The sequence below is a fragment of the Pseudomonas sp. ES1 genome (genome assembly GCF_050586605.1).
Lineage (GTDB): Bacteria > Pseudomonadota > Gammaproteobacteria > Pseudomonadales > Pseudomonadaceae > Aquipseudomonas > Aquipseudomonas sichuanensis.
In genome coordinates this window covers 44,857-56,734 of record NZ_JBOBDM010000015.1, presented here as the reverse complement: position 1 = coordinate 56,734, position 11,878 = coordinate 44,857, and the positions used below count along the sequence as shown (strand labels likewise).

General features: G+C 66.3%; 11 protein-coding genes. 4 read left to right on the top strand and 7 right to left on the bottom strand.

Annotation, left to right across the window (positions count from 1 at the left end; translation table 11 throughout):
* Window positions 1-105: 105 nt before the first annotated feature.
* A complete protein-coding gene (locus ACQ4N9_RS08780) occupies window positions 106-762 on the bottom strand; it encodes a CoA transferase subunit B (protein WP_390969155.1) in 657 nt (218 codons plus the stop codon).
* 35 nt (window positions 763-797) lie between these two features.
* A complete protein-coding gene (locus ACQ4N9_RS08775; RefSeq protein WP_125463892.1) occupies window positions 798-1,496 on the bottom strand; it encodes a CoA transferase subunit A in 699 nt (232 codons plus the stop codon).
* Between the two features lie 120 nt (window positions 1,497-1,616).
* Here ACQ4N9_RS08775 and ACQ4N9_RS08770 point away from each other — a divergent pair, with 120 nt between their 5' ends.
* On the top strand, window positions 1,617-2,522 hold the full coding sequence (locus ACQ4N9_RS08770) for a LysR family transcriptional regulator (RefSeq protein WP_110995782.1): 906 nt from the start codon (window positions 1,617-1,619) through the stop codon (window positions 2,520-2,522).
* A complete protein-coding gene (locus tag ACQ4N9_RS08765; RefSeq protein WP_390969153.1) occupies window positions 2,510-3,331 on the top strand; it encodes an aldo/keto reductase in 822 nt (273 codons plus the stop codon). The genes ACQ4N9_RS08770 and ACQ4N9_RS08765 overlap by 13 nt, the downstream gene beginning before the upstream one ends.
* A gap of 100 nt (window positions 3,332-3,431) precedes the next feature.
* On the opposite strand, the gene ACQ4N9_RS08760 is transcribed toward ACQ4N9_RS08765, so the two are convergent.
* From ACQ4N9_RS08760 to lexA, 4 genes are read right to left on the bottom strand one after another with little or no spacing between them, the layout of a single operon-like run.
* Window positions 3,432-6,533: an error-prone DNA polymerase gene (locus ACQ4N9_RS08760; RefSeq protein WP_390969331.1), complete on the bottom strand. Its 3,102-nt coding sequence runs from the start codon at window positions 6,531-6,533 to the stop codon at window positions 3,432-3,434.
* Window positions 6,509-7,927 carry a Y-family DNA polymerase gene (locus ACQ4N9_RS08755; RefSeq protein WP_390969151.1) on the bottom strand — a complete coding sequence of 473 codons (1,419 nt, stop codon included), beginning with the start codon at window positions 7,925-7,927 and terminating at the stop codon, window positions 6,509-6,511. Before ACQ4N9_RS08755 ends, ACQ4N9_RS08760 begins: the two co-directional genes overlap by 25 nt.
* Window positions 7,928-7,933: 6 nt before the next feature.
* Entirely contained in the window at window positions 7,934-8,545 is a 612-nt protein-coding gene (imuA, locus tag ACQ4N9_RS08750; protein ID WP_125858453.1) for a translesion DNA synthesis-associated protein ImuA, read from the bottom strand.
* On the bottom strand, window positions 8,545-9,162 hold the full coding sequence (lexA, locus tag ACQ4N9_RS08745) for a transcriptional repressor LexA (RefSeq protein ID WP_189654545.1): 618 nt from the start codon (window positions 9,160-9,162) through the stop codon (window positions 8,545-8,547). Before lexA ends, imuA begins: the two co-directional genes overlap by 1 nt.
* 93 nt (window positions 9,163-9,255) lie before the next feature.
* Here lexA and ACQ4N9_RS08740 point away from each other — a divergent pair, with 93 nt between their 5' ends.
* Together ACQ4N9_RS08740 and ACQ4N9_RS08735 are read left to right on the top strand one after the other, a co-directional pair.
* A complete protein-coding gene (locus ACQ4N9_RS08740; RefSeq protein ID WP_390969148.1) occupies window positions 9,256-9,921 on the top strand; it encodes an HAD family hydrolase in 666 nt (221 codons plus the stop codon).
* Window positions 9,922-10,385: 464 nt separating this feature from the next.
* Entirely contained in the window at window positions 10,386-11,114 is a 729-nt protein-coding gene (locus tag ACQ4N9_RS08735) for a DUF899 domain-containing protein (protein WP_390968897.1), read from the top strand.
* A gap of 10 nt (window positions 11,115-11,124) precedes the next feature.
* Here ACQ4N9_RS08735 and ACQ4N9_RS08730 read toward each other — a convergent pair whose 3' ends face one another.
* Window positions 11,125-11,706, bottom strand: coding sequence for a flavin reductase family protein (locus ACQ4N9_RS08730; RefSeq protein ID WP_153787981.1), 582 nt, complete (start codon window positions 11,704-11,706; stop codon window positions 11,125-11,127).
* Between the last annotated feature and the right edge of the window lie 172 nt (window positions 11,707-11,878).

The window sequence follows — 11,878 nt, the reverse complement described above, 5'->3', positions numbered from 1 at the left end:
AGAGCGCAAAACCCTGTGGGAGCGGGTTTACCCGCGAAGGCGGCGGTGAAAGTACCGACGCCTTCGCGGGTGAACCCGCTCCCACAGGGGTAGTGATAGCGGTAACTAGAAAGTCATTTCCTTGACATCGTCCGGCACGATCAGCTTGCCGGCGGTTTTCTCGATGATCTCTTCGATGCTCACCCCTGGCGCAGTCTCGCGCAGGATGAAGGCACCGTTTTCGATTTCCAGGTAGGCCAGGTCGGTCAGCACCTTGCGGATGCAACCGGCGCCGGTCAGCGGCAGGCTGCACTTGGGCAGCAGCTTGGACTCGCCATCCTTGGAGGCGTGGGTCATGGTGACGATGATGTTGTCGGCACCGGCCACCAGGTCCATGGCGCCGCCCATGCCCTTGACCAGCTTGCCGGGGATCATCCACGAGGCGATGTTGCCCTCCACGTCCACTTCGAAGGCGCCGAGCACGGTGAGGTCGACGTGGCCGCCACGGATCATGGCGAAGGATTGCGCCGAGTCGAAGATCGACGCACCGCGGCGGGCAGTGACAGTCTGCTTGCCGGCGTTGATCATGTCGGCGTCGAGGGTGGCTTCGGTGGGGAACTCGCCCATGCCCAGCAGGCCGTTTTCCGACTGCAGCATCACGTCCATGTCGGCAGGCACGTAGTTGGCCACCAGGGTGGGGATGCCGATACCGAGGTTGACGTAGTAGCCGTCTTTGAGTTCACGGGCGACGCGTTGGGCCATTTGTTCGCGGGTCAGTGCCATGGTCAGGATCTCTTTGTTGTTCTTGAGGATGGCGCTCAGGCCTTGACGGTGCGCTTTTCGATGCGCTTCTCGAAGGTGCCGACGATGACCCGGTCTACATAGATGCCCGGGGTGTGAATCTCGCTGGGCAGCAGCACGCCGGGCTCGACGATCTCTTCGACCTCGACCACGGTGATCTTGCCGGCGGTGGCGGCCAGCGGGTTGAAGTTCTGCGCGGTGTTGCGATACACCACGTTGCCGTAGTGGTCGGCTTTCCAGCCCTTGACGATGGCGAAGTCGCCGGTGATCGACTCTTCGAGGATGTACTTGCGGCCTTTGAACTCGCGGACTTCCTTGCCGTCGGCAACCGGGGTGCCGTAGCCGGTGGCGGTATAGAAGGCTGGAATGCCGGCGCCGCCTGCGCGCATCTTCTCGGCCAGGGTGCCTTGCGGGGTGAGCTCCACTTCCAGTTCGCCGCTGAGCAGCTGGCGTTCGAATTCGGCGTTCTCGCCCACGTAGGAGGCGATCATCTTGCGGATCTGCCGGTCTTCCAGCAGTACGCCCAGGCCGAAGCCATCAACGCCGCAGTTGTTGGAGACCACGGTCAGGCCCTTGACGCCCAGGCGCTTGATCTGGGCGATCAGGTTTTCCGGGATGCCGCACAGGCCGAAGCCGCCGGCCAGTACCGTCATGTTGTCGGTCAGGCCTGCCAGGGCCTCTTCGTAGGTTGCTACACGCTTGTCCAGTCCGGCCATGCTCAGTCGCCTTTTGTAGTTGTTGGAACCGTGCGGTCATCTTCACTGTAGTCGACTGATTTGTTAATTTTGTTTTCGTCATCGATTGATAACTTTTGCAAAACAAAGGGCAAGCCAGCCATGAACGTCAAGCAACTGCGCGCCTTCGTCACCGTGGCCAAATACCAGAGCTTCGCCCAGGCCGGCGAGCACCTGCATGTGTCGCAACCGGCTTTGAGCCTGACCATCAAGGCGCTGGAGGACAACCTCGGCGGCGCCCTGCTCACCCGCACCACCCGCAGCGTCAGCCTCACCCCCGAGGGCGAGGTGCTGCTGCCCCTGGCCCGGCGCCTGCTGGCCGACTGGGACGACACCGAAGAGATGCTGCGCCAGCGCTTCACCCTGCAGCTGGGCAGGGTGTCGGTGGCGGCCATGCCCTCCTTCGCCGGCAACTTGCTGCCGCAGTCGCTTAAAGTGTTCCGCCAGCGCTACCCGAAAGTGAACGTCACCGTGCACGACGTGATCAACGAACAGGTGCTGGAACTGGTGCGCCACCGCCGCGTCGAGCTGGGCATCGGTTTCGAGCCCGACGGCAGCGAGGCGCTACGCTTCCACCCGCTGTACATGGACCGTTTCGTCGCCGTGGTGCCCGCCGACTCGCCCCTCGCCCGCCAGCCCCAGGTGCGCTGGCACGAGCTGTTGGCCGAAGACTTCATCGCCCTGCAACGGCCGTCGGCAGTACGCCTGCTACTCGAACAGCACCTGGTGGCCGGGCACGGCAAGCTGGCGGTGGCATTCGAGAGCCACCAGCTGTCGACCATCGGCCGCATGGTCGCCAGCGGCCTGGGCGTGAGCGCCGTGCCGGCCCTGTGCATCGGCCAGATGCAAGAGCTCGGCGCACGCTGCGTGCCGCTGGTCGAACCCACCGTGGAGCGGCGCATCGGCGTGATCGCCCTGGCCGACCACAAACTGTCACGGGCCGCCGAAGCGCTGCTCGACGTGCTGCTGACCCATACCCATCCACAGGAGGTGACATGCGTTACGTGAATCTGGCGGGAACCCGCGTGCCGACCATTGGCCAGGGCACCTGGTACATGGGCGAAAACCCAGGGAGCAAGGCGGCCGAAGTGGCGGCGCTGCAACAAGGCATCGACCTGGGCCTGAGCCTGATCGATACCGCCGAAATGTACGCCGAGGGCGGCGCCGAACAGGTGGTCGGCCAGGCCATCGCCGGGCGTCGCGACCAGGTATTCCTGGTCAGCAAGGTCTACCCGCACAACGCCAGCCGGCGCGGCTTGCCGATGGCGTGCGAACGCAGCCTCAAGCGCCTGGGCACCGAGTGCATCGACCTGTACCTGCTGCATTGGCGCGGGCAGTATCCGCTCGAGGAGACCGTCGAGGCCTTCGAGCGCTTGATCGAGCAGGGCAAGATCCGCCGCTGGGGCGTGTCCAACTTCGACCTGGATGACCTGCAGGAACTGGACAACCCGGCCTGCGCCACCAACCAGGTGCTGTACAACCCGGCCGAGCGTGGTATCGAGTTCGACTTGCTGCCCTGGAGCCGCCAGCAGCAGCTGCCGACCATGGCTTACTGCCCACTGGCCCAGGCCGGGCGATTGCTGCATCACCCGGTGCTGGTTGAAATTGCTGCGCGTCATGCTGCGACGCCGGCGCAGGTGAGCCTGGCCTGGGTCACCCGTGGCGAAGGGGTGATTGCGATTCCCAAGGCGGTGAGCCCGGCGCATGTGCGCTTGAATGCAGCGGCGCAAGATCTGGTGCTGACCGAGGCGGACTTGCAGGCGATTGACCAGGCGTTTGCGGCGCCGACGCGCAAGCAGAGGTTGGCGATGGTGTGAGAGATGGGGCCGCTTTGCGCCCCAATCGCCGGCAAGCCGGCTCCCACAAAGTTAGTCACTCTCCTGTGGGAGCTGGCTTGCCAGCGATCGGGCTGCAGGCCTAATGAAAATCGCGGCTGCGCACATCCAGCCCCTGCAGCAAGGGGCTGATGTCCTCCAACCGCCGGGCGATCAGATGGCGCACGCCCTTCTCGTGTTCCAGCCGCCCGCTCACCTTGAGCAACCGCGCGCCCACCAGCGCCTGTCGCTGCCGTTCGGCCAGCGCCCGCCAGACCACCACATTGACCATGCCATGCTCGTCCTCGAGGGTGACGAAGGTCACGCCGCTGGCCGTTTGCGGGCGCTGGCGCCCAACCACGATGCCGGCCACGGCAATGCTGTCGCCATGCTCGACTTCCGCTAGTTGCGCTGAATTGCGACAGCCCAAGGTGCGCAAGCGCGGGCGCAGCAAGGCCAGCGGATGCGGGCCGAGCGTGGTGCCGAGGGTGTCGTAATCGGCCACCAGGTCCTCGGCCACGCTGGGTACGGGCAGCTCGACCGGCGTTTCTGGCGCTGCCTCGAGCTGGGCGAACAGCGGTAGCTGCGCCTGCACTGCCGCCACCTGCCAGCGCGCCTGGTGCCGGTCGCGGGCCAGCGCCCGCAGCGCACCGGCATCGGCGAGCCGGGCACAGGCGCGGCTGTCGAGCCCGGCGCGCAGGCACAGGTCCTCGACATCGCGCCAGGGCCGTTGTGCCCGCGCCTGCTCCAGGCGCCGGGCATCGCCTTCGCCAAAGCCGCGGATCTGCCGCAACCCCAGGCGGATGGCCAACGCGCCCTCGCCCTCCGGCTCCAGGGTGCAGTCCCATTGGCTGTGCTCGACATCCACCGGGCGTACCGCAATGCCCTGCCGACGTGCTTCCTGCAACAGCTGGTCGGGGCTGTAGAAACCCATGGGCCAGCTATTGATCAAGGCACAGGTGAAGATCGCCGGTTCGTGGCATTTCAGCCAACTGCTGGCGTAGCACAGCAGGGCGAAACTGGCGGCGTGGGACTCGGGAAAACCATAGCTGCCAAAACCCTTGATCTGCTCGAAGATGCGCTCGGCAAAAGACAGTTCGTAGCCATTGCGCAGCATGCCCTCGATCAGCCTGACCCGATGGGGTTCAAGGCCGCCGTGGCGCTTCCACGCCGCCATGCTGCGACGCAGCTGGTCGGCCTCGCCAGGGCTGTAGTCGGCAGCGACCATGGCCAGCTCCATCACCTGCTCCTGGAACAGGGGTACGCCCAAGGTACGGTGGAACACTTCGCGCAATTTTTCCGAGGGGTAGCTGACCGGCTCCTGGCCCAGCCGGCGGCGCAGGTAAGGGTGGACCATATCGCCCTGGATCGGCCCCGGCCGCACGATCGCCACTTCGATCACCAAGTCGTAGAAGGTATTGGGTTTGAGCCTGGGCAACATGGCCATCTGCGCCCGCGATTCGATCTGGAACACGCCCATGGTTTCGGCACGGCTGATCATGGCGTAGGTGGCCGGATCTTCTCCGGGGATGCTGGCCAGGGTCAGCTCACGCCCACGGTGCAGGGCAATCAGGTCGAAGCAGCGGCGCAGCGCGCTGAGCATGCCCAGCGCCAGCACATCGACCTTGAGCAGGCCGACCATGTCCAGGTCGTCCTTGTCCCACTGGATCACCGTGCGGTCTTCCATCGCCGCGTTTTCCACCGGCACCAGTTCGTGCAGGGGCTGCTGGGAAATGACGAAACCACCCGGATGCTGTGACAGGTGCCGGGGGAAGCCGATCAGCTCACCGGCCAGTACCAGGATGCGCCGCAGCGAGGGGCTCTGCGCATCGAAACCGGCCTCGGCCAGGCGTTCAGCATCGGGAATGCGGTCGCTCCAGCGCCCACAACACTTGGCCAGGGCGTCCACCTGATCGGCTGGCAACCCCAGCGCCCGTGCCACATCGCGCACCGCACCGGCGGCGTGGTAACTGCTGACCACAGCGGTGAGCGCGGCCCGGTGCCGGCCATAGCGGCGGAACACATACTGGATCACTTCTTCGCGGCGGTCGTGCTCGAAGTCCACGTCGATGTCCGGTGGCTCGTTGCGCTCGCGTGACAGAAAGCGCTCGAACAACAGGCGGTGCACCGTGGGGTCGAGCTCGGTGATGCCCAGCACATAACACACCACCGAGTTGGCCGCCGAACCGCGGCCCTGGCAAAGAATGTGCTGGTTGCGGGCGAAGGCGACGATGTCGTGCACGGTGAGGAAGTAGCTTTCATAACCGAGTGCCTCGATCAGCGTGAGCTCCTTGTCCAGCAGGCCGCGTACCTTGTCGGTTACCCCATTGGGCCAACGCCTGGGCAGGCCCTGCTCGCACAGTTGGCGCAACCAGCTGGCGGGCGTATGAGCTTCAGGGACCAGCTCGCGTGGGTACTGATATTTGAGCGCCGAAAGATCGAAGCTGCAGCGCTTGGCGATAACCAGGGTTTCGGCCAGCAGGTGCGGTGGATAGAGTTCGTGCAACTGATCGAGCGGGCGCAGGTGACGTTCGCCATTGGCGAACAGGTAACGCCCCGCCTCGGCCACCGGGCAATGGGCGCGGATCGCGGTGATGCAGTCCTGCAGCGCGCGACGCCCGCGCACGTGCATGTGCACATCGCCGCAGGCCACCAGCGGCACGGCCAGCTGTGCGCTCAAGGCGTGCAGTTGGGCCAGGCGTGCGCCATCGTCGGCTGCGCGATGCAGATGCACGGCCAGCCACAGGCGCTCACCGAACAGTGCATGCAGTTGCTGCCCGACACTGACTGGCGCATCGGCCTCGGGCACCCACAATGCCAGCAAACCCTGATGATGGGCCGCAAGGTCCTCGGCCAGCAGCCGGTAGCTGCCCTTTGGCGCCCGGCGCCGTGCCCGGGTGATCAGCGCACACAGGTTCTGGTAACCGCCGAGATCCTGCACCAGCAGCACCAGTTTTGGCCCCTGTTCCACCCGCACTTCACTGCCGACGATCAGCTTGAGGCCATGCTCACGGGCGGCCTGCCAGGCCCGGACGATGCCCGCCAGGGTGCACTCGTCAGTGATCGCCAGGGCCTGGTAGCCCTGCTCACGGGCACGGCGAAACAGTTCGTCGGCACTGGAGGCGCCGCGCTGGAAGCTGAAATTCGACAGGCAATGCAGCTCTGCGTAGCCCTGCCCGTTCACGCGAACCAGCCCTGCAACCAGAGCGGCCCGGGGGCCGAGAGGTCACGGAAGGCCCAGCCGCGCAGGCCATCGCGGGTTTCGATACGGTAGTAATCACGCCGCACATCACCGCCGTCCCACCAACCGGACTCGATGCGTTCGGCGTGCCCCAGCAGTTGCACGCCAGCCTCGGGCAGCGCTTGGGGTTCAGGCAGCAGCCAGCCGGGGCGGCTGCCCGGCGCCACGACCAACTGGCCTGGCGCGCCCTGCTCCGCGCCCTGCCAGGCACATTCGGGACGATGATCGGCTTCGGCGCGCAGGCCCTTGACGGCTTCATCGCCAAGGCGTGCCCGCAGGCGTTCGCGCAGTTGCTCCCAGGGTTGTGCCTGCTGGGCGCGTGGGTCGAACAATGCCTGGTGCTGGGGCACGAACGGCGGCAGATCGGCCGCCACCAGGCGCAGGTTGCGCACCGGCGCCGGAATGCGCAGCGGCTCCAGGCGCCCTCGCGCCAGCTCGAAGAGCATTGCGCCATCACGTTCGGCAGCCAGCAGGCCAACCTTGAGCACGGTATCCGGGCCCTCGGCGTGCTCCAGGAACAGCTCGAACCGCTGCACGCCGCAATCGCGCCCGGCGAGGAACGCCGCCAGGTCGTTGAGCAGCCGGCGCAAGGGAAACAACAGGGCCTGGTGCGACTCGACATCGAAGTTCAGCTCCAGCCGTGCTTCGAAGCGCTCGGGCGGTTGGTAGAACGCCAGCCCCAGCGAGCGCTGGCCGAACAGTTGATCCAGGTGCAGTTGCACCTGGCTGCTGAAACGCCGGGCCAGGGCATCACGGGGCAACGCCACGACCTGGCCCAGCCGGTGCAGGCCCATGCGTGCGAAGGCCACGCTGGCCTCAGGTGGCAGGCCGGCCCGTTCGATGGGCAGGTCGAGCAAGGCTGCCCGGGTCTGGTCCGGGCTGGTCACGGCCAGCCCATCGTGGGCATTGGCGAGCATCCGCGCCGCCACCGGGTTGCTGGCCAGCACAATGCGCTGGCGCAGGCCCAGCCCGGCCAGCTCTTCGCGCAGGCGTGCCTCGAACAGGGGCCAGGGCCCGAACAGTTGCAGGCTCGAGCCCACCTCCAGCAGCAGCGCCCGCGGATAATGCAGGCTGACCTGAGCGCTGAAGCGGTAGGCCCAGGCGGCCAGCAGCTGTTGCAACTGGTCGATGCACGCGGGCTCGACTTCGACGCAGGTGAAACCATCGGCCAGGGCGCGGGCAGCGGTCAGCGGCTGCCCGGCGCGCAACCCCAGCCTGGCGGCGGCCGGGCTGACCGCCTGCAGCACACGGCGCTGGCCAGGCCCTCCCAACAGCACCAGCGGGGTGTCAGGGTCGTCGCGTTGGCGCAGGACGCTGTCCAGCGCCAACTGCGGGAACAGGATGCAGGCCCAGAGCATGGTGCTTCAGCCCCGGGCAATAGGGCTGGCGGGGGGCAGGCCGCCCCGGCACTTGAGCACCCGCCACTGGGGCGGGCGGGTGTCGATGGCGATCCGCAGCGCGGCGGGTGATGGGTTGAGCGCGGCCTGCTGCGGGCGGCAGGCGAACGCCAGTGCGTTACCGGTTTCCGCCGCCACCTGCAGGCGACGCAAGGCCTTGTCATCGGCGCGCTCCGGCCAGCACAGCACCGCCGCGCAGCTGCCCGAGCGCAGGCATTGCTCGGCGGCCCACAGGGCGTCGTCGCGCTCGCTGTCGACCTGCACCAGCCAGCGCAGGTCGACACCCGCTGCCTGCCAGGCCGGGGCATAGGGAATAAAGGGTGGGGCCACCAGCACGACCCGCTCACTGGCGGCGGTCAGCCGTGCCAGCGTCGGCCAGAGCAACTGCAGCTCACCCACACCTGGGCTGGCCAATAACAACTCGCTCAATGCCGCCGCCGGCCAGCCGCCCTCTGGCAGCCGTGCATCGAGCGCGGCATGCCCGCTGGGCTGCAAGCCAATCGGCCGGGCCTGGGCCTGCCGGCCGCGCCACACCTGGCGCTGGTCGAGCAGCCGGTCGAGGTCGACCACCGCGCCCATCAGTCACGCCTCAGCAAGCCACAGAACACGCCTTCGATGAAGAACTCGTGCTCGGGGCCTACGTCGATGGGTTGGTAGTGCGGGTTGCGTGGCAACAGGCGGTAGCCGTCGCGGGTGTGCTGCAGGCGCTTGATGGTGACCTCGCCGTCGAGCCGGGCGACCACGATCTGGCCGTCGCGCGCCTCGCCCTGCTGGCGGATGCCGACCAGGTCGCCATCGAAGATGCCGTCGTCGACCATCGAGTCGCCACGCACCTTGAGCAGGTAGTCGGGGGTACGGCGGAACAGGCTGGGGTCGAGCAGCAGTTGCTCGTGAATGTCGAGATCGGGGCCGATGGGCGCGCCTGCGGCGACCTGGCCGAGCACCGGCAGTTCGAGAATCTCCGGCCGGCGCAGCGGCTCGGCCAGGCGGATACCGCGCGCCTGGTTGGGGGTGACGTCGATGAAGCCGCCCTGACACAGGGCGGTGATGTGCTTGCGCGCCACGCTGCGCGAGGCAAACCCGAAGCGCTCGGCGATATCGGCCAGCGAGGGCGGCTGGCCATGTTCGGTGATGCGCTCACGAATGAAGTCGAGAATGGCGCGGCGTTTGGGGGTCAGATTGTCCATGGAGCACATTTGTACTCTTTTTGTGAAACACTGAACAGCCCCCTTCGTCGTCGGCTTTGGCTATGATGCTGCTGAATTGATTCTTCAATGCCAGGATGCCCGATGCTCACCGCCTTGCTGTTCGACCTCGATGGGACGCTCACCGACACCGACACCCTGCACCTGCAGGCCTTCCGCCAGCTCCTGCACGATTACGATGGGCGCGAACTGACCCAGGAGCAGTTCGACCTGCAGGTCAGCGGCCGTTCCAACGGCTTGCTGTTTGCCGATCTGTTCCCTCAGGCCGATGCGACCCAGCGCCAGGCCCTGGCCGAGCGCAAGGAGGCGCTGTTCCGCGAACTGTCACCGAGCCTCGAACCCCTGCCCGGCCTGCTGCGCCTGCTCGACCATGCCCGGCAGCATGCGGTGGGCGTGTGCGTAGTGACCAATGCACCGCGGCTGAACGCCGAGCATATGCTCGCGGCCATGGGATTGAATGGGCGTTTCGAACATGTGCTGGTGGCCGATGAGCTGGCCAGGCCAAAGCCGGACCCGCTGCCCTATCTGACCGGGCTGCAGCGTTTGCAGGCTGAAGCCGGGCAGGCGCTGGCTTTTGAGGATTCGTTGCCGGGGGTCAAGGCGGCCAGCGATGCAGGAATTTTTACGGTGGGGTTGGCTACCACGCAGACGGCCGAGCGCCTGCATGAGGCTGGGGCGCGGCTGGTGATCGACGATTTCAATGACCCGAGGTTGTGGGTGTTGATCGAGCGGATGCAGGGAGAGGGTTGAGATTGCATGTGGGCTGACAGGTGCATGCCGTGGGATTTGCAGCGCCTGTGAGATCGAGCGCCGCCCGCGCGGCGCATCGCTGGCAAGCCAGCTCCCACATCTGTTTCGGGCCAGTCACTCCTGTGATTTCATCGCTGTTCGCCTTGTGGGTACGACGCGGTATTGAGGTGGGCACCACTGGCGCTTCACTCGACTTGAGACATGCACCAAGGCGGGCAGCGGTACCCTCACAGGCATAATTGGCCCGAAACAAATGTGGGAGCTGGCTTGCCAGCGATGCGCCGCGCGGGCGGCGCTCGATCTCAAGGGCGCTGGAGATGTCCAGGCAGGCACCTGTCAGCCCACACACTTTCTCAAGCTGTAAACAACCCACCCCACCACTCGTCGCCCCCGCCCGCTCCCCGTCGATTCCTCATTCCCCCATTCGACCACTCAATGAATCCCCCCAGCGCGGAGCGCGCCTCATGAACACGCCCGACAACAATCACCCGGTGGTAACCCGCAGCCAATGGCTCGCCGCCCGCCGGCAGCTGTGGCTGCATGAAAAAGCCCTCACCCACCAGCGCGATGAGCTCGCCGCCGCCCGCCGTGCCCTGCCCTGGGTACGGGTCGAGGAAAACTACCGCTTCCACGGCCCCGACGGCGAACTGGCCCTGGCCGACCTGTTCGCCGGGCGCAGCCAGCTGCTGGTCTACCACTTCATGTTCGCCGAGGGCTGGAACGAAGGCTGCCCGGGCTGCTCCTTCCTCGCCGACCATTTCGACGGCGCCAACCTGCACCTGGCTCACCATGACGTGTCGCTGGTGGCAGTATCACGGGCAGCCTATGGCGAATTCCAGGCGTTCCGCCAGCGCATGGGCTGGCGCTTTCCCTGGTATTCCTCCCATGGCAGCCGCTTCAACCAGGACTTTGGCGTGAGCGTGGCCACCGATGGCAGCGCCGAGTACAACTACGCGCCCTACACAGGCAACGAGGCGGAGCTTCCGGGCTTGAGCGCGTTCATTCGCGACCGCGACGGCAGCGTCTATCACACCTACTCCACCTACGCTCGCGGGCTGGACATCCTGGTCAATACCTACAACTTCCTCGACCTGGCCCCACTGGGGCGCAACGAGGGCGGGACGATGGACTGGGTGCGCCACCACGACCGCTACCAAGGCGCCCCTGGCAAGCCGCACTGCTGCGGAGAATGACGGGCTCGGTTCATTCGCCCTGGTCGATCACCAGCGGCTCGCCAATGGCATAGAAGTGCCCGCCCGCCACGTAATGCAGGCTGCGCCAGTCGGGGTCGGCATGCTCGTAGGCCCAGTGCCCGTCGCGGAACACCCGGTCATCGGCCCAGGCCGCGACCACTTCACCGATGAACAGGTCGTAGGTTTGCTGGTTATGCGGCTCGTCGATCACCCGGCACATCAGCCAGGCCGAGCAGCCGTTGACCAACGGCGCCTCGAACCCCGCGACGCGGGCCAGCTCGACACCAATACGCGCCAACTTGTCGGGCTGGTCGAACAGGCTCTGGCTGCCCACCTGGTGGGTGAGCCGTGCCTGGGCGGCGTTGGGCACCTGCAGCACGAACCAGCCACTGCCCTCCACCAGCTGGCGGGTACGGGCGCTCTTGTCGAGGACCACGGTCACCTTGGGCGGGTCGAAGTCCAGGGCGCAGGCCCAGGCGGCAGCCATCACATTGTCGACCCCGGCATGGCTGGCCGAAACCAGCACGGTGGGGCCGTGGTTGAGCAGGCGATAGGCCTTGGTCAGGTCGACGGGCTGGAAGTGGCTGTGCATGGCAAACCTCGGTGCTACGCAGGGGACAGGTCGGCCATTGTGCCGCAGCGGGCATAGCGGCGACAGCGCTGATCCGGATCAAGGCAAGGCGCGGGGCACTCGCATAATTTATGACTCTTCCTACAATTCAGTCGGAAGCAGCCCGCTTTCCGTCTTACGCCTGCAAAAACAT